Consider the following 20,550-nt stretch of genomic DNA (forward strand, 5'->3'; position numbering starts at 1 on the left):
CTAACAGTATTTCATGGTTTCGCTTGAGATATCGATCCATTTAGAACTTAAAAAATGACAATACCTACCATTGAAAAAAATTAATTAACGGGTCTGTGTTTATCCATAATGCAGTACATAGTTGTAACTGGTGGTGTGATATCAGGCCTTGGAAAGGGGACTATAACCTCCAGTATTGGTCATATTTTAAAAGACTCAGGTTTTAAAGTGTCTTCTGTGAAAATAGATCCATATATAAATTACGATGCTGGTACAATGAATCCATACCAGCATGGAGAGGTGTTTGTCCTTGACGACGGGAGTGAGGTTGATCTCGACCTTGGGAACTACGAAAGATTCATGGATATAAACCTAAGTTGGAAGAACAATATTACGACGGGAAAAGTTTACCTAGAAGTAATAGAGAAGGAAAGGCATGGCGATTATCTCGGTAAGACAGTTCAAATAATCCCCCATATAACGGATGAGATAAAAAGGAGGATCAGAGACGTTGCTACTTCAAGTAAAGCAGATTTCGTTTTGATTGAGGTTGGGGGCACTGTGGGTGATATAGAGTCTATGCCATTCCTCGAAGCTGTAAGGCAGCTAAAAAGAGAGGAGAACAATGTAATATTTGCCCACGTAACGCTTGTTCCAGAGATAGGGCCAACAGAAGAACAGAAGACAAAGCCTACGCAGCACAGCGTAAAGGCGCTGCGTGAAATAGGAATACAACCAGACATAATATTTGCAAGGTCTAAGAACAGACTTCTTGAGGAGACTAAGAAGAGGATATCCCTCTTTACAGACGTACCTGAGGGGGGCATTATAAGTGTCTATGACGTTGAAAATGTATACCTGCTGCCTGAGGTCATGGTAAATGAAGGCTTCATATCGTACCTTTCAAAGCTTTCCGGGAAAGAGATAAAGTACAGAGACAGCTGGAAGGCCTATACCGAAAATATAAAGCATCCAAAGGACAGAGTTAAGATAGCAATAGTTGGCAAGTATGTAGATCTGCATGATGCATACATAAGCCACAAGGAGGCTTTCTCCCATGTTACCGGAAATACGGGAATAGCTGTAGACATAAAGTGGCTGGATTCTGAGAAGGTAAAGGACGACCAAAGCATGCTTAGCGATGTGGATGCAATCCTTATCCCAGGTGGATTTGGCTACAGAGGAGTAGAAGGAAAAATTGCTGCCACAAGATTTGCACTGGAAAACCACATCCCGTTCTTGGGAATTTGCCTTGGCTTTCAGGTTGCAGTGATAGAAATAGCTAGAGACATTATAGGCTTACAGAATGCAAACAGCACAGAATTCGATCCTGCAACGAAATATCCTGTAATAGACATACTGCCTGAGCAGAAAGGAATAAAAGATCTGGGCGGCACGATGAGGCTAGGCAGCAAGAAAGTATTGATTAAAGACGGAACTTTAGCTAAGAGAATATACGGGACAGATACGATATATGAAAGGCACAGGCACAGATACGAGGTCAACCCCAACTACATTAGCATAATAGAAAAGGCTGGTTTTGTTTTCTCTGGTACTGATGAAGACGGGATAAGAATGGAGATTCTTGAGAAGAAGGGAGATGAGAGCTTCATAGCAACCCAGTATCACAGTGAGTTTAAATCAAGGCCACTTAATCCTTCACGAGTACATCTCCATCTAGTACAGCAGGCATTGATTTATAAAAAAAATAAGGATATAGGGGAAGCGGTAAAACTTCGATCTTCAGTTTGAAACTACATCACCTTCCCTGTACATTAATTATCTGACTTCCTCCCCCGCCCTAAAAGGAGGGTGTTTTTCCAATCGATTCGTGTTTACATCCCTCATCTGAGTGGCAATTGAGTGGCTCAGCCAACCACTCCCATTGAATATTCTTTACGAAAAAAGTATTTAAACATTTTATAAGAAGGCTACACATCCCAGCCGTGAATGGCGAGGCCTTCCGCCACCCTTACCCCCATTTTTGTAAATGGTATTGAAAGCCCTAAAATAAAGATTTATCAGAATAACAAATAAAAACCTTAATTGCAAAGCGTTTTGGTCTAAATATATTCGTATATACTTATTTTCTTAAACAAAAAGTAAAAGAAAAAGAAGACAGAAAATCCTTGGCTGCTTTTAACATTGTAATGGATCTATAAACATTGAAATAACAATAAGGTCAGCTTAACGAAGTTAATTCCTAGAGCCTAATACAGATCAGATTGAATTTTAAAGCGAAGGCAATGAAATTATAGACCTAGCCCTAGGATTAAAGATCTTAGCTATTCCATTGAAAGGTATAAAAATTGAGAACAGAAGAAATTATCCATATAGATATGTTCGACATATCATCTAAGATATTCAGCAAATATGGATGGATAACCATAACTTAAAACTCTCCGAAGGAGTTTTTAAGAGTCATGTGTAGGACCTTAAATAGAGATTGATCTTGATTAAGCAATAAAAATAAAGAATATAGATTTAATAAAGGCATAGATGACATTCCTGAGTCGGCGTCTGTAGAGACCGGAACTACCGCGTATCCGTATACAAAGATACGGATAGCCGGTCAACGATACAGATGTCTCAAAACCTTTAGGTTTAAGAGGATGTCAGAAGAAAAGGAAGAGGTATATCCATGAAGGATACTTTGCAGCAGCTAGTATTGAAAGTAAATAAGAAATTTCAGGATGATCCAAAGTACAGAGAAAAGCTGAAAGACGTTAAGAAAAGCGTTAACTTAGAATTCGACGGCAAAGATAATTACCATTTCTACTTAGAAAATGCCCATTTAAGCGATGTAGAGGAAGGCAAAATAGACGCAGATGTGAACGTAATGGTCAGTTCTGAGGTGTTTAGCAAGATACTTTCGAAGGAAATTGACCCCCTCACTGCATATCTGACTAAGCAGATAAAGATAAAAGCTTCGCTTATGGACAAACTGCTTATATCTGATCTCTTAAAATAGATTATAGAACCCAAATATTTTCATCAACGCTCTCTTTTATGCATGAATTCTTTATTAACACGGTATGACTATACTGCATAGTACCATGTTGAGTGAAGTTCTTGATCTCGAATCTTATAGAAAGAAGATCAGCGATGAGGTTAGAGAATGTTTCGATCTTGCAAGCCAGGCAAGAGAACTTGGTATGGATGTAACCGACAAGGTTGAGATTCCTCTAGCTTCGGACATGGCTGAAAGAATAGAAGCGCTCATAGGAATAAGTGGGATCGCAGATCAAATAAGGGACCTTAGCAAAAAGATGAGCAGAGAAGAGGTATCCCTTGAGATGTCCAGACGTGTAGCCAATATCTTCAAGGACAATAAGAAAGAAGCCCTAGATAAGGCTATAAGAGTCGGGTTGGCGATACTAACTGAAGGCATATTAGTTGCCCCACTTGAAGGAATAGCCGATGTATACATAGGGAAAAATGCCGATGGAAGTGACTACGTAGGCATTTCTTATGCCGGCCCCATAAGAGGGGCTGGAGGCACCGCACAGGCATTAAGTGTGCTTATTGGGGATGTAGTCCGCCGTGAACTTGGCATAACCAGGTATATACCTACCGAAGAGGAAATTGAAAGGTATATAGAGGAAATTGAGAGCTATGACAGGATAAAGCATCTACAATATCTTCCTACGCCAGATGAGATAAAACTCGTGGTAAAGAACTCCCCAGTATGCATAGACGGGGAGGGAAGCGAGGAGGAGGAAGTTTCAGGCCACAGGGATATGGCAAGAGTTAAAACGAATAGGATCAGAGGGGGGATGTGCCTGGTCCTCTGCGAAGGGCTTGTGCAAAAGGCAAGGAAGATCCTAAAGTATACTAGTTCAATGCACCTTGAAGAATGGAGCTTCCTCTCAAGCATAAGCGGAAAGTCAGATGACAAGGGATCTAAAAAGTCAGATAAATTCCTAAAAGATATTGTTGCGGGCAGGCCAGTATTTTCACATCCATCCAGGCCAGGTGGATTTAGGCTTAGGTATGGAAGGAGCAGGGTTTCAGGATTAGCTGCGGCTTCCCTTAACCCTGCTACAATGTACATAATGGGAAAATTTATAGCCATAGGTTCCCAGATAAAAGTAGAACTGCCAGGCAAAGCCGCAGCAGTTACGCCATGCGATACTATTGACGGTCCTACAGTGCTATTAAGGAACGGAGATCACGTTAAGATCAACAACATTGAAAAGGCCAAAGAACTCTATGACGAAGTTGTGGAGATAACAGACGCGGGTGAAATATTGATTGCATACGGTGATTTCTTAGAAAACAACTATAATCTTCCTACAGCTTCATTCACAAAAGAATGGTGGATGCAGTATTTACCGGACGGCTTAGACGGAAATGAAGTAGATCAGTTCAGGGCCGTTGAATTATCAAGACAGTATAATATACCTTTACATCCGGACTTTGATTACTACTGGCATGATATCTCCTTTGAAGAACTCGAATATTTAATATCTGCCGTAGAAAATGGCAGGCTTTCGGATAATTCTTTTCTTATACCATACTCAGCATCTGAAGTGCTGATAAAGCTTGGTGTGCAGTTCAAAAGGTCAGGCAATTTCCTAGTGTTGAATCAATATTATCCTCTTTTGGTCTCGCTAGGATACGATGTCTTTGAAGACAAAATTAAGAGAGTAAAGCCATACCAAAGGAAATCTAGCGTGTTAGAGACTGTAAATTACCTCTCTGGAATAACTATAAAGCCAAGGGCTCCTACAAGAGTAGGATCTCGTCTCGGAAGGCCAGAAAAGGCGGGAGACCGCAAGATGAAGCCGATGGTTCACTCGCTCTTTCCCGTTGAAAGCTACGGGGAAGCCAGGAGATCCATACTCAATGCAAATAAAAAAACGGATGGGACATACAAGGCAGAGGTGTTTTTCTATAGATGCACTTCATGCGGCTATGAAAGCCCATCTCCTACATGTCCTAAATGCGGTTCCAGGTCAAAACCAATCGGCACAAAGAATTCGGAAATAGATCTGTCGGTAATACTTAGGAAGGCTGAAGACAGACTCGGTATAAAATTGGATGAACTCAAGGAGTTCAAAGGTGTAAAAAAGCTGATGTCAAAGGAGAAGGTAGCAGAACCTATCGAGAAAGGGATACTTAGAGCAATACATGGCATATCTGTCAACAAGGATGGCACATGCAGGTTCGACATGTCAGATATACCTATAACTCACTTCAGATACAAAGAAATAGGCATATCAAAGGAGAAGCTCTCAGAACTTGGGTATGAGGTGAAGGACGTCAACGAAATATTCCCTCAGGATGTTATAATACCAAGAAAGGCCGCAAAATATCTCTTTGATGTATCCAAGTTCATAGATGATCTGCTAGTAAGGTATTACGGACTTCCTCCTTTTTATTCGCTGAAATCAGAGGAGGACCTTGTAGGTCACTTGGTTATAGGCCTTGCACCACATACCTCTGGAGGAGTTGTTGGGAGAATAATAGGTTTTTCAGATGTAAATGCTTTCTATGCGCATCCATTCTTCCATGCCGCAAAGAGGAGAAACTGCGATGGGGATGAAGACAGTGTTATGCTTTTGATGGATGGTTTTCTCAATTTTTCTGCAAGATACCTCCCGTCTACCACTGGCGGACTGATGGATGCCCCCTTAGTTCTATCAGTACTCATCAATCCAGACGAAATAGATAAAGAGGCCCTCAATGTGGATACTCTCCAAAAATACCCGCTGATATTTTATGAAGCCACGGAAAGACATGCGGCGCCCTCCGAACTAGAAGAGACAATGATGACAATGAAAGTTCGCATAAAGAAGACGGCTACATACAGGAATTCTTCGTATACCTTTGACACCTCTGATATAAACAAAGGCGTTCTTGTATCTTCCTACAAAACGCTTGCAACAATGGATGATAAGATAAGCGAACAGCTAGGGCTTGCCAGAAGGATCAGGGCAGTTGATGCTGATGATGTTGCGGCCCGTGTTATATCGACACACTTCTTGCCAGACATGTACGGGAACTTCAGGAGGTTTTTTTCACAGGAATTCAGGTGTACTAAATGCAATGCAAAGTATAGAAGAATACCATTATCCGGCAGATGCATGAAGTGCGGGTCGGATAGCCTTACGCTAACCATCCATAAGGGGAGCGTTATAAAGTACCTTGATGAAACACTAAAAATTGAAAAGGAATACAACATACCGAAATACCTCAAGGAGAGAATAGACAACTTAGCCAGAACTATAAAAGAAACTTTCCCCGATGAAGAGAAGCCAGATGCAGCAATTAAAATAACTGGGTTAGACATGTACTGAACAGATGATAGGGACACTTTACGTTACAGGACCAGCTGGAACTGGCAAATCAACGTTTTCAGGAGCTCTTAAGGAATGGCTTCAAAGGATGGAATTCGATGCTGCGATCATAAACCTTGATCCGGGCGCAGACTATCTCCCTTACGAACCTGATTTTGACATAAGGGAATATATATCGCTGGAAGGGATAATGTCAGATTATAACTTGGGCCCAAACGGCTCACAGATTGTTGCAGCTGACATGATCATAAACTTCACAGATAAGATCAAAGAATTTACTGACGAACTGCAAGACTATTACCTTGTTGTCGATACACCAGGCCAGATAGAACTATTCACGTTTAGAACTTCATCAACAGAGATTGTGGATAGGATCTCTGGAGAGAAATCAATGATAGCCTATATAGCAGATGCACCACTCGCCACGTATCCATCTGGGTTTATAGCACAAAAGATGCTGTATGCCTCAGTTTTCTCAAGGTTCTTCAAGCCGATGATGTTCGTTCTAAACAAAATAGATCTCGTTTCAGATGAGGATGTAGAAACGGTGAAGAAATGGGAGAGGGATCCGGATCTTCTTAATGAGGCGTTCATCGATGAAAAGGGAAACATAGAAAAGGATTACTTTTTAAATCTCCTTGAGGCTTTTAAGGAGAGCAACATAATGACAAAGGTATATCCAGTCTCGTCCAGGGACTCTTTCGGATTTGAAGACATATATTCGAACATGTCTATGTTCTTTACAGGCGGAGAGGACAACGATACTTACAATGAATGATTCTTATTTCAAAGGATCTTTGCTATTAAATCGGGTACACGCACGGCTTCTGGCATTTTTCCTCTCACCGTATTCATCCTTATTATCCTAGACGCACTTTCTGATTCTATTCCGGCCAGATTTGCCATTATCGTGTAGCCGTTGTTGTTCAAAGCAATTGGCTTAAGCCTTTTTAGTATGCCTATTTTTTCCTGGTCGCCAAGGTGCTTATTAATAGCGTTTATCATTTCCGAGGCGCTTCCCCCCTTCTCAAATAGTGATATTACAGGTATGCCTGTAAGCTTAAAAAGGAGCTCTATATCGCATATGTTAAACCCGCCAAATGATATGCCACTAAGCACTATAACTCTGACTATGTCTTTGAATTTCAAAGCCATATTTGATATTCTTTCCGTAACGTCATTGCCATCGATCGTTATTTGGGCTTTCATCACTTTTTCTATGTAACCATCCAGTCGCATTATAACTCCTACGATGAAAGATTTCTGCTGGCCCCTTCGAAATGGAGAATCATCCACGCCAAGAAGGCGAATGCCTGACTTATGCAGAGCAATTGAATTGTTAGGGCGAGTGCCAATAATCGCTGGTATCATGTTTGTTATTTTTTCCTCATCATGTACCATCTGTGCGCCTTGTGGAATATCGAACTTCGTGACTCCTAGGGAATTCCCTGTAGAACGCTTCTTTGAATACATGATCAATATCACTGATGTCTATCTCTGTCTTTCCGTTGACAAAACCGAATTCCTTCATAAATATCCTACCATCTGCATTCTTTGATATTTCCAGTCCACGATCCTTTTTGAAAGTTTTCAGCTCTATGGAATAGCCTGGCTTTAACTTTCGAACCATAGACGGTATTTCCTTGACTGCCGCATTAGCAGTTACCATTGGCATATACTTTTCATTTATAGATGATACATTAATATTTGCATAAACACTATGTGACTGATATTTATGTGCGATCTTGCTGAGCTGCTAATGGTCGAACATACCTCAATAAGACTTTTATCCAATTTCCTTTATGGGAAGGATTCATTAGAGATCTTCGAGGGCTTTAACGATTATCTTGTAAAAGATCACGTAGAAATCGAAGAAAAGATCCTTTTTCCGGTGATAGTTGACGTAGACTACGAAGATAAGGATCAGTTTAAGGCAACAGTTGAAAGAATAAAGAATGATCATAGGCTGATTGAGACTTTGGCTACAAACTTAATAAAGTGGAAGCGTGATGGTGATGATGATAAATTTATGCTTAGGCTTCCGCTCTTCTATAAAACCTTAACCGATCATAACAGTTCAGAGGAAGAACTAATATTTCCAAGGTGGAAAAACATTGATCCGGAACTGCAGAAAGATGCCTTAAAAGAGGCTATTTCAATAATAGATACAGTTAACAGGGACTTGTACGTTCGTGTGACGGGAATATCCAAGGATTTCATCTATTATATATCTGGAAATACAAGATAACTGATCTTTAATAAGATACTCTTGCACAGGTGTTGTTGGTTTCATTTCTTTAGGATAATATTTCTATAAAATTCTATAAAATATGAGATTTCCATATAGCATATTACGCTAGAATGATGCTTATGTGATTTTATGTTACTTATCGAGGCTCAGAAAATGTATTATATTAACAAGCCATTGTTTTAATATGCCTAGATATGAGAGTGGAGAGGACCTTAGTGAGAGAATAAAAGATCTAAGCAGGGCCAGGCAGTCCTTGATTGAAGAGATCGAAGCTATGATGTTCTACGACGAAAGAGCCGATGCAACTAAGGATGAAGACCTGAAGTACATAATGGAGCATAACAGAGACGACGAAAAGGAGCACGCAGCTCTGCTGTTAGAATGGATTAGAAGGCACGATCCTGCGATGGACAAAGAGCTTCATGAAATCCTGTTCTCAAACAAGAAAATGAAGGAGCTTGGGGACTAAAAGACCTATAAGCTCCAAATTTTTTAAACTTGATCTTCTTTGCTTTCTTCAACATCAGATATGTATTTGGTTGGGCAAATCTTAATGTCACAAGTTCTACAAAGTATTTCGTCCACGTCGCTTGATACCTTTACTTCTACATTTCTGGCTCCATCTATAGCCTTTATTTGATCAATTATTTTCTGCGGGATCGGCCTATAAAATATTATCCTTATGAAGGATTCATCTTGGCTCATATTTCTTGAGAAAATCTCCCGAATGTAGCATCCATACTTAGAAATAGCCATGAAAACGTCCTTCCATACAGTAGGATAGTGGCCAAGAGTGGTATAAACAGTGATGATCTGATTTCCTGTTAACAGTGCGACGTTCGATACATCTGCCATTGGCATTATTGATTCCATTACTCTTTTAAGATGGGAGTTTCCCTCTACGAGCTTAACCGTATCATAAACAGTTTTCCTGTTCACACCAAAAGTCTTTGCTATTTCGCTTATAGATATTTCAACATCGTTGGCAAAGAAACGACCCTCCTTCACCGAGATGCCGGATCTGTAGAGACCCTCGATTATTCTCTGCTTTATTGGATGTTCTTTAAAGTACTCACTGAGGATCAACAGCATAGCTATGCATTTTTAATATCTATTTATAGTAAACGTTTCTAATTCTGATTTGAGTGAATTAAAGTACGAATGGAAGCTTTTGCATAATCTAGCTTATATAGTTTGTCTTTTCTCTCTCATTGCCTTCTGCTTTTTTCGTAACAAGTTCATCCTCTGAAAACTCTATAGAGATAAGATTCGATACAGGTATTAATCTTAGAACACTTTTGCCGTCTTCACCACGAGTTCTGAAGCATACAGCTCCTTCCTCTCCAATTATGGTATAGCCAACGAATTCTCCTTCCGTAATGAGTGGTTCATCTTTGCCACTGTTGGATAAAACAGTATACTTTCCACCTTTCTTTATTTCAATCATTTCCATGTTATTCCCGCTTTCATTGAAATCTTGTATATTTACTATTTGATTTAACGAAGGTGATTAGATGTGGTATTATCTGACCTCCTTCCCGCCCTAAAGGGCGAGGGTTCCCTTGTGGCGATTCATTGGTTTGCAGTTTACCGCCTTCATTTTCATCACTTCATAGCTAGTGGGTGAGGACACCCACCCCGCTCCATTCGTCCAGCGGTAGACCGCGGGCTGGGTCTTCAGCCCATTACCCCTATCCCTCACTGTGAGTTGCCCTCTGCTCCCAGCTCCTAGGGACTCGGGGATATGTAGGATATTTATTGCACCATTCAGGTCTGCGTTTATTACCTTCCCTATGCGGAGACACCTATAGAGACCACGCTTAATACGCCCATCATCATGGGCTTCCCCACATAGGGAGCAGGTCTTAGAAGTCCACGCCTCGTCTACCTTAACCACTTTAACACCTAACTCCTCACCAACCCCCTCAAAACGTCTAATGATGTAACCGTAGTTCCAGAAGTTAACCGTGAGTTTGTTTCCGTGATCCTTGCTTATCTCTTTAGGATAGCCTATGGCGATCTCACCTACGCCTTTATTCTTAAACTCCTCCATTATCTTCCTTACCATACTGTTAAGGGCATGCTTCAGAAACCTCTTCCTTTTTTCATGTCAAGGGTGCTTTGTTAATAACCTCAATTCAATAATGCAAGGTTAGCCTTAACGCAGATATCCTCCTCACTAAAGCTTCGGACGTTCATGAATCGCAACTGTCCTTAGTATTTCCCTTGCACACATAAACGTCTGCGTGGTAAACGTGTCCACGCACTGGACAATCGAATGATTTGACTTCCCTATTCCCTATGCTTCCACATCTAGAACACTCTTTCGACGTGTTTCTGGTATCTGCATAAGTTACGGGAATGGATTAAACATAATTTATCGATATATTCTGTTCGCAATTTAGCTCCCCAATCAAGGTAGTGCTTTCTCGCTAGATTCATTCTACACTTTGTACAAATAATGCCTAAGGCCGTCAGAAAAATAAAAATAGTGAACTATGCACTCAAAAGCGTAGACATAAAGATATATAGCTACCGCATCTAAATTTGCATGCAAATTAATGGAAGAAATTATTAAAGAATTGACAACATCTTCAACACAAAAAGTTGAATAATCATTTATGTATTTGAAGAAAGGTATATTCATGGTGGATGAGTTCAAACTTAACAATAAGGAACAGCTAGCAGACGATTATAATGAAAGAGGTATATCCTATTTCAATATTGGGAAATATGACAAGGCCGTTGAGGAATTCACGAAAGCTATATCTATAATAAACGATGACGCAGACCTATATCATAACAGGGGCATGGCTTACTACTCAATGAAGGCGTATGACCAAGCAATAGAGGATTTTGAGAGGAGTATATCGCTTGATCCAAATTCATCAGACTATCATAATGCGCTTGGATCAGTTTATGAGGACATGGGGAATTATGAGAAAGCGCTCGAGGAGTTCAACAGTGCTATTCGATTAGAAGATGACCTGCCAGACTATTACTATAATAGGGGCAACGTTTATTGGAAGCTTGGCGAAATAGAAAAGGCCATTCAAGACTATTCCAAGGCAGCAGATCTCGACTACACCGATCAAATATACGTTTACAAGAAATACGAAGCGCTAACATCGCTCGGAAGATATGATGAAGCGCTTGAAACTGTAGATAAGGCAATAAAAGTAGTTCCAGCAAACTACAATTATCTTGCTATGAAGGCTGAATTATTGATAAAAATGAAGAGGTACGAAGAGGCCAGGCCAGTCATAGAGGAGGTTGAGAAACTTAATCCTGGCAACCCAGATGCAGCCAGACTAATGGCCCAAATAAATATGAAGAGGCAAAATAAATAATAAATATTTACTCATTTTCTCTGAAGAACTCAAAGCTCAGTTCTGATTGGGCTTTTTCCTTCAATTCGCTTATGTTTTTTATGTTTTCAGTTAGGTCCTCTGATTCTGCGGGTATGTACTTGATCCTTCCACGTGACATGCCGTAGGACCCAGGGCACAGAAAACCTTCCTTCACAAGTACAGCATCTGGCTTAAGCCTTAGTATAATGCTCATCGCTATTTCCTTGCCCCCTCTTGGGTTCGCAAAACCAGGGTTTTCGTATTCCTTCATCTCTTTTTTTTCGTCATCGAAGAGTATTATTGAACTTCCCATGTCCAAAGGCTGTAGTGTATTATTTTCATCTACTACTGCTGCTACTTTCATAATTGATCATAATCATTCTAAATTTAAATTGATTGTTAATTTTTAGTTATGGAAACGCTTAAATTCCCTGTCGTTTCCAAAGCACAGAACCCTTAAATTCAACATAAATTATATACTGACGTGGAACTGTGAGTGAAACAAAAAAATTTCTTTCATGGAATGTAAATGGCTTGAGAGCCGTAATAAAGAGTGGCGGCCTCGATCTAATTCGGAACGGTGATTATTTTGCCATAGCAATGCAAGAAACCAAGGTTGACGTAAAGAGTGTACCTGAAGAGATGTATCATCTGGGATACCACGTTTACAACAATCCAGCAAAGAGGAAAGGGTACAGCGGCACGATGACTCTTTCCCGTGAAAAGCCCATAGATGTTTCTTACGGCTTTGAATCGGAAGAGGGGCGCATACTAAACCTTGAGTTTGATAACTTTTACTTTATAAACGCTTACTTCCCGAATTCGCAGCACGGCCTGACTAGGCTTGATCTAAAGCTTGACTTCGATAAAAAATTCCTTGGATACGCTAACGATCTTCGGAAAAAGAAACCTCTTATAATATGCGGAGACTTCAACGTCGCCCATGAAGAGATCGATATAGCAAGGCCAAAGGATAACGAGCACAATGCTGGTTTCACCATAGAAGAAAGAACGTGGATGTCTCAGTTCTTATCTTCTGGTTATGTTGATACATTCAGGTTGTTTACAACGGATGGCGGGCACTACTCTTGGTGGTCTTACAGGTTCAATGCAAGGGAAAAGAACATAGGCTGGAGAATTGATTACTTCGTTGTATCCGATGATATAAAGGATAAGGTTAAGGCGTCACGCATACTTGAAAATGTAAAAGGATCTGATCATGCACCAGTGGAGCTAGAAATTGATATATAAAATTAAATTAATTTTATATATTCGTACGCATCAACGTCCCCATAGCAGTACTTCACATGCCTAAAGCTTGATTTAAGATCCTTTACCTCTTCCTTTATTTTTGACGGTTCCTCTTTTTTTACTATGGCCCTGTAAATAAGCGAAGCTATCTCCTTCATCTCAGACTTGCCCATGCCTGTACGCGTTACCTCTTGTACGCCTATTCTTATACCACTTGGATTCTGCGATTTCTTGTTGTCATCCCATGGGAGCAGGTTCTTATTAAGTATAATGCCAGAGGCTTCAAGCGTCTCCGCAACATATTTTCCGCCGCCATTTTGGGTAACGTCAACGGCCATAGTATGTGATTCAGTAAATCCCCTCTCTTCGGCTAATACCTTAAAGCCGAGACTATAAAGTTCACCCGCAAGAGCCTTTGCATTGTCAATTATATCAGATGCGTATTTTTCACCGAATTCTAATTCCTCAGCAGCTGTTATGCCAAGCGCTGCCATTGCATTCAGGTGGTGGTTGCTGAGAACTCCTGGAAAAACGGCCCTTCTAACCGATTTCCATGTTTCACTGTCGGTGTTTCCTAAGATTACACCGTGCTGAGGCCCTGGAAACGTCTTGTGAGTGCTGCCGGTAACAATATCTGCCCCTTCCCTAAGAGGATCTTGGAACTTTCTACCAGCTATCAAGCCTAGAACATGAGCGCCATCATACCATACTTTACAACCTACTTCATCGAAAGCGCCCTTCATCTCCTTCAGTGGTACGGGGAACATAAATACAGATTGCCCAAATAGGCATACCTTTGGCTTTTCCCTTTTTATGATCTTTGAGGCTTCATCGGGATCTACTGTCATAGTATTCTTATCATAAGGATAGCTTATTGTGCGAACGCCGCGCATACCCAGTATGCCAAATTCTGCCGCACTTATGTGGCCACCACCAGATAAGGCGGGAACAGCAACAAGATCTCCAGGCTTTGCCAGTGCATATATAGCAGCTGAGTTCGCATTTGTTCCAGATATTGGCCTTGGGTCAGTCTGTTCAGTTTTAAAGAGTTTTGAAAGAAGTTCATTCGTTTTGTCCTCTATCAGATCTACAAAGTTGTTTCCCTGGTAATACCTATGATGAGGAAGCCCCTCTGCATATCTTGATTCCAGATCACTTATCATTACTTCCCTAGCCAGCGGGCTCATAACATTCTCAGATGCTATCAGGGCCACGCTGTCCCCAAACAGGGCATTATGCTGCTGGGCCAGCTCCCTAATACTTAATGCGTCTTGATATGCCATAGTTTAATATCGCTAGCCACTTAAAATACCCTTGCAGCAGGGCATTAAACTGCAAATATATGTCATAATACTATTAAAATAATTTAATCTATATAATTATAGAAATAACAACAAACAGTTTATATATACATCCAACGCTCATTCATGGACAATTTTTTCCGCTATTTTCTATACTCATTGAGAAATCAACAGGTGTATATAGAAATGGTTACTTTTATATATACAACCAAAATGACCAATTGGGTGTATTATGGTAACTACTGTTGACGCTCTTTTGGCGATCGCAGCTTCGATTTCAATAGCAGGTGGTTTAATAGGTACAGGTATGGCACAGCAAGGTATTGGAGCAGCTGGTATGGGCATAATTGCAGAAAAGCCTGAAAAATTTGGGCAGGTTCTGTTCTTCTTCGTCATACCAGAAACCTTATGGGTAATTGGTCTTGCCCTTGGTATAATACTGCTTTTGCACATAATCTGATCCATATGTCTCTCGAACAGGTAATAAAAGAGATCGAGCAGAGCCAAGAAATTAAGAAAAAAGAGATACTTGAAAATACAAAAAATATTCTCGACAAAATGGAAGCTGAAAAAAAGGCAAAAATAGATGAAATTAGGGCCTTATATCAAGAAAAGATGAGAGCTGAATCTTCAAGAATAACTGCTTCCATTATTGATAAAGCGAATATAGAAGCTAGATCGATCCTCAGGAACAAGATAGAGGAGATATTAGAAGGCTATGTCTCAGCTGCACAAGAGATACTAAGGAATATTCGAAATATGCCGGAATACCCGGCTTTACTTAATAAGATGATAGAAGTAGCAAAAAAATATCTTGGGCAGGACTGCATTATAAAGGTGGATTCGAAGGATAAAGCTGTTGCCCCATCCTCTGGGATAACGTATTCAAATATAGATCCTTATGGTGGCATATTGGCCAGTTCCCGTGATGGCAAAGTAGAGTTAGACCTAAGAGTTAGTTCAATAATGGAAGAAGTTCTAGAAAAAATAAAGGTAAAAATATATACTAGGTTAGAGGAATAAGATGGACGCTACTTACGTTGGAGCTTATGGAAGGCTAAAGGTCTACGAGGTAGACTTTTTAAAGAAGGATTTTCTGGAGCATCTCATCTCTCTGGATAAGCCTTCAGACTTTTCATCTGTCCTCTACGCATCGGTTTACAAGGAGGATTATGACGCATTAACATCGATATACAGAGAGCCCGATCTTACTGAGATGGCCATAAACAGACATCTTGTCAGGATGAATAGAATAGCCGCCTTTGCGATTCCGCCACTCGCTAAAAATGCACTGACTGCATATATATCGAAGTGGGATATAGAAAATATAAAGACGGTCATATCTTCTAAGTTCCTTGGTCACGGCCTCAAAGAAACAGAGATGTTTATAGTAAGTTTCAGAGATATTCCTATGGGCTTAATTGGAGGCGTGCTCACAAACGAAGACTACAGAAACATGATGAATCTGCCGAATGTAGAAGCTATAATAAACTACTTGACTAGGTATGGTTACGGTTCCTATATGCTCCAGTTTATTGAAGATTACAGGAAGACTGGGGATATATCGCCCATGCTCTACTCACTTGATCGTTATTATTACGCTAGGCTCCTTGAATCACTCAAGTACTACAACGGAGATGAAGGGCCTGTCATAAACTATATACGATCAGATATAGACCGGATAAACCTGAACACTATATTAAAGGGAAAGAAACTGAATATATCGTATGAGCGTTTTTTCTCAGGCCTTGTGGATGGTGGCAACATACCTATTAACGCAATTCACGATTTTTACGGAAATTCCGACATACTATCGATGATAGATTCCATCAAAAGATACTATGACTTAGAGGATGCAAAGAACAAGTATGCGTCCGATGGCAATCTGTATCATTTCGACGTGTCAATGCGTAATATAATGATAACAAAATATATGGGCACCATGTCTATGCTTCCATTATCCCTGGATAGCATATTCTATTTCATAATCAGAGCTGAGATAGAGAGGCAGAACCTTAGAACCATATATGAAGCAAAGCTGCACGGTGCTCCTAAGGAAAGTATATATGACCTTATGATAAACGGAGTGGTGTGAGTTGCAGAGCTGTATTACAGTAATAGGCGAAAGGGATGTCGTCCTTGGTTTCCGTCTTCTAGGCATTACGAATACTATAGTAGCTGAAGGTAAAGATCTGGTAAAGAAGTTTATGGAAGAGTTCGAGAACCCGCATTGCTCCGTAATTGTCGTTTCAGAACATTTAAAGAACATGATTGATAAAAAGACCTTGAGATCGATAGAGGTCTCTTCAAAGCCTCTTGTTGTATTCATTCCTCTGCCCGGTTTTAAGGAAGAGGAGTCCATAGAAACTATGGCCAAGAGGATCTTAGGTATTGATATAGGAAGTGTATGAGGTGATGTTATGGGCAAAATTGTAAGGATTTCAGGTCCTGTCGTTGTTGCCGAGGATATTGAAAACGCTAAGATGTACGATGTCGTTAAGGTAGGGGAAATGGGCCTTATAGGCGAAATAATAAGAATAGAAGGCAATAGATCTACGATACAAGTGTACGAAGATACAGCCGGGATAAGGCCAGATGAAAAGGTTGAAAATACTATGAGACCCCTCTCTGTTGAGCTTGGGCCAGGCCTCCTTAAGTCCATATACGACGGAATTCAAAGACCATTAGACGTGATAAAGGAAACTTCAGGAGATTTTATAGCTAGAGGCCTTAATCCTCCGCCCCTTGACAGAAAGAAGGAGTGGGATTTTGTTCCAGCTGTTAAAAAGAACGACATTGTTTATCCAGGGCAGGTAATTGGAACTGTACAGGAAACTTCCCTTATTACGCATAGAATAATCGTCCCGGATGGCGTTAGCGGGAAGATCAAGTCTATATACGAAGGAAAGCGGACAGTAGAGGATGTTGTTTGTACTATTTCCACAGAACATGGGGACGTTGATGTAAATCTTATGACAACGTGGCCAGTGAGAAAGGCAAGGCGTGTTGTAAGGAAACTGCCGCCTGAGATACCACTAGTAACGGGTCAGCGTGTAATAGATGCGCTCTTCCCTGTGGCAAAAGGTGGTACAGCAGCAGTTCCAGGGCCTTTTGGAAGCGGAAAGTGCGTATCAGGTGAAACACCAGTTTACCTTGCGGATGGCAAGACAATAAAAATAAAGGATCTATACAGTTCTGAGAGAAAAAAAGAAGATAACATTGTTGAGGCTGGTTCGGGAGAAGAGATAATACATCTAAAAGATCCCATTCAAATATATTCTTATGTGGACGGGACCATAGTCAGGAGCAGATCAAGACTTCTATACAAGGGCAAGAGCTCTTATCTTGTGAGGATAGAAACTATTGGCGGAAGATCGGTAAGCGTTACACCAGTTCACAAACTCTTTGTCCTTACGGAAAAGGGTATCGAAGAGGTTATGGCCTCCAACCTAAAGGTAGGCGACATGATTGCTGCTGTAGCAGAAAGCGAATCTGAAGCAAGAGACTGCGGAATGAGCGAGGAATGCGTGATGGAAGCAGAAGTTTATACGTCACTTGAAGCGACATTCGATAGAGTAAAGTCTATAGCGTACGAGAAGGGTGATTTTGATGTATACGATCTTTCCGTACCAGAATACGGCAGGAACTTTATAGGCGGAGAAGGACTTCTCGTACTTCACAACACGGTTATACAGCACCAGCTCGCGAAATGGAGCGATGCGAACATAGTTGTTTATATAGGCTGCGGTGAACGTGGTAATGAGATGACAGAAATCCTTACAACGTTCCCTGAGCTCAAAGATCCTGTAAGTGGACAGCCGCTTATGGATCGTACCGTACTAATAGCTAACACATCTAACATGCCTGTTGCGGCAAGAGAGGCTAGCATATACACAGGAATAACAATTGCAGAATATTACAGGGATATGGGTTATGACGTAGCACTTATGGCTGATAGTACCTCCAGATGGGCTGAAGCCCTGAGGGAAATATCAGGCAGGCTTGAAGAGATGCCTGGAGAAGAAGGATATCCTGCCTATCTCGGCAGAAGGATTTCAGAATTCTACGAAAGATCAGGGAGAGCAAGACTAGTGTCCCCTGAAGACAGGTTTGGGTCAATAACTGTCATCGGGGCTGTTTCACCACCCGGAGGAGATATATCAGAACCTGTATCTCAGAATACGCTAAGAGTAACAAGGGTGTTCTGGGCGCTGGATGCATCTCTCGCCAACAGGAGGCATTTCCCCTCGATAAACTGGCTCAATAGCTACTCTCTATACACCGAAGATCTAAGGCATTGGTACGATGAAAATGTTGCTAAGGATTGGGGATCGCTTAGATCGCAGGCCATGGATATACTCCAAAGGGAAAGCGAGCTTCAGGAAGTAGCACAGCTTGTCGGATACGATGCTATGCCAGAGAAGGAGAAATCCATACTTGATGTTGCCAGGATAATAAGAGAGGATTTCCTACAGCAGAGTGCTTTCGATGAGATAGATTCCTATTGTTCTTTGAGGAAACAGTATCTTATGCTCAAAGCAATAATGGAACTTAACTCATACCAGTCTATGGCTATCGACCATGGCGTGACTATGGATAACCTCTCCTCGCTACCTGTAAGGGAGAAGCTTTCAAGGATGAAGATAGTCCCAGAAGACCAAGTAGAGAGTTATTACTCTAGCATAATAAAAGAAATCCATAAAGAGTATACTTCGTTTATTGGTGAGAAAAATGCCGAAGCTAACATATAAATCTGTATCTGAAATCAGCGGTCCGCTACTGTTCGTTGAGAATGTACCAAACGCGGCCTACAACGAGATGGTAGACATAGAGCTTGATAATGGGGAAACAAGGCAGGGACAGGTACTTGATACTAGGAAGGGTCTTGCTATAGTACAAATATTTGGTGCTACAACAGGAATTGGTACGGAAGGTACGAGAGTAAAGTTTAGGGGAGAAACAGCCAGGCTGCCTATATCAGAAGATATGCTTGGAAGAGTTTTCAACGGTATAGGTGAGCCAATAGATGGCGGGCCAGAGATACTGGCAAAGGAGCGTATGGAGATAACCAGCAATGCAATAAATCCATACTCGAGAGAGGAGCCATCAGAGTTTATTGAAACTGGGATATCCGCTATAGACGGTATGAATACACTGGTAAGGGGCCAAAAGCTCCCAATATTTTCCGGATCTGGGCTCCCGCACAACCAGCTCGCGGCACAGATAGCAAGGCAGGCAAAGGTACTTGATAGCTCAGAGAACTTTGCAGTAGTGTTTGGTGCTATGGGAATAACAAGCGAAGAAGCTAACTACTTCACGAATCAATTCAGGGAAACGGGGGCTCTTTCTAGATCTGTAATGTTCCTCAACTTATCTTCCGATCCGTCTATGGAGAGGATAATACTGCCGAGGATAGCTCTGACAACCGCAGAGTACTTGGCATTCCAGAAGGAGATGCACATCCTGGTCATACTTACTGATATGACTAACTATTGTGAGGCACTTCGTGAGATTTCATCGGCAAGGGAGGAAGTACCTGGGCGGCGTGGTTATCCTGGTTATATGTACACAGATCTTAGCACTATATATGAGAGAGCCGGCAAGCTTAAAGGCAACAATGGATCTATAACTCAGATACCTATCCTGACTATGCCCGGTGACGATATAACACACCCAGTCCCTGATCTTACTGGCTATATAACTGAGGGGCAGGTAGTCGTTTCCAGAGACCTAAACAGGAAGGGGATATATCCTGGAATAGATGTTTTGCTATCACTTTCAAGGCTGATGAACCAGGGCATAGGGAAGGGCCACACCCGTGAAGACCACAGGGGATTAGCAGATCAGCTTTATTCAGCTTATGCCTCAGGAAAGGATTTGAGATCTCTGACTGCAATAGTTGGTGAGGAGGCCCTCAGCCAGAATGACAGGAAGTATCTTCGGTTCGCTGATACGTTCGAGGAAAGATATCTAAAACAAGATTTCTTCGAAGACAGATCTATTGAAGACACCCTCAACTTAGGATGGGAACTTCTTGCCGACCTTCCTGAATCTGATATGAAGCGGGTTAAACCAGACCACATTAAGAAGTACGGTAAGTGGAAAAAGGAGTGACT

Annotated in this window: 21 protein-coding genes and 1 pseudogene; 14 read left to right on the forward strand and 8 right to left on the reverse strand. The window is 41.2% G+C overall.

Features of this window, described 5'->3' with window-relative positions:
* The first annotated feature begins 105 nt into the window (after positions 1 to 105).
* The 4 genes from TVG_RS00165 (at position 106) to TVG_RS00180 (ending at position 7,059) form a co-directional block, all read left to right on the forward strand.
* A complete protein-coding gene (locus TVG_RS00165; protein WP_173024201.1) occupies positions 106 to 1,731 on the forward strand; it encodes a CTP synthase in 1,626 nt (541 codons plus the stop codon).
* A gap of 889 nt (positions 1,732 to 2,620) precedes the next feature.
* On the forward strand, positions 2,621 to 2,950 hold the full coding sequence (locus tag TVG_RS00170) for an SCP2 sterol-binding domain-containing protein (protein ID WP_010916291.1): 330 nt from the start codon (positions 2,621 to 2,623) through the stop codon (positions 2,948 to 2,950).
* A gap of 85 nt (positions 2,951 to 3,035) precedes the next feature.
* On the forward strand, positions 3,036 to 6,281 hold the full coding sequence (locus tag TVG_RS00175; RefSeq protein WP_010916292.1) for a DNA polymerase II large subunit: 3,246 nt from the start codon (positions 3,036 to 3,038) through the stop codon (positions 6,279 to 6,281).
* A gap of 4 nt (positions 6,282 to 6,285) precedes the next feature.
* A complete protein-coding gene (locus TVG_RS00180; RefSeq protein ID WP_010916293.1) occupies positions 6,286 to 7,059 on the forward strand; it encodes an ATP/GTP-binding protein in 774 nt (257 codons plus the stop codon).
* An 8-nt stretch (positions 7,060 to 7,067) separates the two neighbouring features.
* Here TVG_RS00180 and TVG_RS00185 read toward each other — a convergent pair whose 3' ends face one another.
* Positions 7,068 to 7,682 carry a DUF99 family protein gene (locus TVG_RS00185; protein WP_010916294.1) on the reverse strand — a complete coding sequence of 205 codons (615 nt, stop codon included), beginning with the start codon at positions 7,680 to 7,682 and terminating at the stop codon, positions 7,068 to 7,070.
* Positions 7,672 to 7,956 (reverse strand): hypothetical protein, encoded by a 285-nt coding sequence (locus TVG_RS00190; protein WP_241760288.1) that lies wholly within the window; start codon positions 7,954 to 7,956, stop codon positions 7,672 to 7,674. Before TVG_RS00190 ends, TVG_RS00185 begins: the two co-directional genes overlap by 11 nt.
* A gap of 60 nt (positions 7,957 to 8,016) precedes the next feature.
* Here TVG_RS00190 and TVG_RS00195 point away from each other — a divergent pair, with 60 nt between their 5' ends.
* Together TVG_RS00195 and TVG_RS00200 are read left to right on the forward strand one after the other, a co-directional pair.
* Entirely contained in the window at positions 8,017 to 8,529 is a 513-nt protein-coding gene (locus TVG_RS00195) for a hemerythrin domain-containing protein (RefSeq protein WP_010916296.1), read from the forward strand.
* Between the two features lie 187 nt (positions 8,530 to 8,716).
* On the forward strand, positions 8,717 to 9,001 hold the full coding sequence (locus TVG_RS00200) for a ferritin family protein (protein ID WP_010916297.1): 285 nt from the start codon (positions 8,717 to 8,719) through the stop codon (positions 8,999 to 9,001).
* A gap of 23 nt (positions 9,002 to 9,024) precedes the next feature.
* On the opposite strand, the gene TVG_RS00205 is transcribed toward TVG_RS00200, so the two are convergent.
* The 4 genes and pseudogenes from TVG_RS00205 to TVG_RS08875 all read right to left on the reverse strand — a co-directional run bounded on the left by TVG_RS00205 (position 9,025) and on the right by TVG_RS08875 (position 10,895).
* On the reverse strand, positions 9,025 to 9,624 hold the full coding sequence (locus TVG_RS00205) for a hypothetical protein (RefSeq protein ID WP_010916298.1): 600 nt from the start codon (positions 9,622 to 9,624) through the stop codon (positions 9,025 to 9,027).
* 88 nt (positions 9,625 to 9,712) lie between these two features.
* Complete coding sequence (locus TVG_RS00210) at positions 9,713 to 9,979, reverse strand: hypothetical protein (RefSeq protein ID WP_241760289.1); 267 nt, start codon at positions 9,977 to 9,979, stop codon at positions 9,713 to 9,715.
* Between the two features lie 96 nt (positions 9,980 to 10,075).
* A pseudogene (locus TVG_RS00215) lies at positions 10,076 to 10,642 on the reverse strand (zinc ribbon domain-containing protein); the annotation flags it as partial.
* Between the two features lie 85 nt (positions 10,643 to 10,727).
* Positions 10,728 to 10,895, reverse strand: a complete 168-nt coding sequence (locus tag TVG_RS08875) for a zinc ribbon domain-containing protein (protein ID WP_083755856.1) — start codon at positions 10,893 to 10,895, stop codon at positions 10,728 to 10,730.
* 282 nt (positions 10,896 to 11,177) lie between these two features.
* Here TVG_RS08875 and TVG_RS00225 point away from each other — a divergent pair, with 282 nt between their 5' ends.
* On the forward strand, positions 11,178 to 11,882 hold the full coding sequence (locus TVG_RS00225) for a tetratricopeptide repeat protein (protein WP_156769030.1): 705 nt from the start codon (positions 11,178 to 11,180) through the stop codon (positions 11,880 to 11,882).
* 7 nt (positions 11,883 to 11,889) lie between these two features.
* Here TVG_RS00225 and TVG_RS00230 read toward each other — a convergent pair whose 3' ends face one another.
* Positions 11,890 to 12,246, reverse strand: a complete 357-nt coding sequence (locus tag TVG_RS00230; RefSeq protein WP_010916302.1) for a hypothetical protein — start codon at positions 12,244 to 12,246, stop codon at positions 11,890 to 11,892.
* Positions 12,247 to 12,374: 128 nt separating this feature from the next.
* On the opposite strand from TVG_RS00230, the gene TVG_RS00235 reads away from it, so the two are divergent.
* Positions 12,375 to 13,133 (forward strand): exodeoxyribonuclease III, encoded by a 759-nt coding sequence (locus TVG_RS00235; protein ID WP_010916303.1) that lies wholly within the window; start codon positions 12,375 to 12,377, stop codon positions 13,131 to 13,133.
* 2 nt (positions 13,134 to 13,135) lie between these two features.
* Here TVG_RS00235 and glyA read toward each other — a convergent pair whose 3' ends face one another.
* Entirely contained in the window at positions 13,136 to 14,416 is a 1,281-nt protein-coding gene (gene glyA, locus TVG_RS00240; RefSeq protein WP_010916304.1) for a serine hydroxymethyltransferase, read from the reverse strand.
* A gap of 250 nt (positions 14,417 to 14,666) precedes the next feature.
* Between glyA and TVG_RS00245 the strand changes: the two genes are divergently transcribed.
* From TVG_RS00245 to TVG_RS00270, 6 genes are read left to right on the forward strand one after another with little or no spacing between them, the layout of a single operon-like run.
* Entirely contained in the window at positions 14,667 to 14,894 is a 228-nt protein-coding gene (locus TVG_RS00245) for an ATPase (protein ID WP_010900427.1), read from the forward strand.
* Between the two features lie 5 nt (positions 14,895 to 14,899).
* Positions 14,900 to 15,457 (forward strand): V-type ATP synthase subunit E, encoded by a 558-nt coding sequence (locus TVG_RS00250; RefSeq protein ID WP_010916305.1) that lies wholly within the window; start codon positions 14,900 to 14,902, stop codon positions 15,455 to 15,457.
* Position 15,458: 1 nt separating this feature from the next.
* Positions 15,459 to 16,529 carry a V-type ATP synthase subunit C gene (locus tag TVG_RS00255; RefSeq protein ID WP_010916306.1) on the forward strand — a complete coding sequence of 357 codons (1,071 nt, stop codon included), beginning with the start codon at positions 15,459 to 15,461 and terminating at the stop codon, positions 16,527 to 16,529.
* Between the two features lies 1 nt (position 16,530).
* The gene (locus TVG_RS00260; protein WP_010916307.1) at positions 16,531 to 16,845 is read left to right on the forward strand and encodes a V-type ATP synthase subunit F; all 315 of its coding nucleotides are present in this window, start codon (positions 16,531 to 16,533) and stop codon (positions 16,843 to 16,845) included.
* Positions 16,846 to 16,854: 9 nt separating this feature from the next.
* A complete protein-coding gene (locus TVG_RS00265) occupies positions 16,855 to 19,185 on the forward strand; it encodes a V-type ATP synthase subunit A (RefSeq protein WP_010916308.1) in 2,331 nt (776 codons plus the stop codon).
* Positions 19,166 to 20,548 (forward strand): V-type ATP synthase subunit B, encoded by a 1,383-nt coding sequence (locus TVG_RS00270; RefSeq protein WP_010916309.1) that lies wholly within the window; start codon positions 19,166 to 19,168, stop codon positions 20,546 to 20,548. The genes TVG_RS00265 and TVG_RS00270 overlap by 20 nt, the downstream gene beginning before the upstream one ends.
* The last annotated feature ends 2 nt before the right edge of the window (positions 20,549 to 20,550 follow it).

Origin of the sequence: Thermoplasma volcanium GSS1, assembly GCF_000011185.1 — an archaeon.
In the GTDB taxonomy this organism is placed as follows: Archaea; Thermoplasmatota; Thermoplasmata; order Thermoplasmatales; family Thermoplasmataceae; genus Thermoplasma; species Thermoplasma volcanium.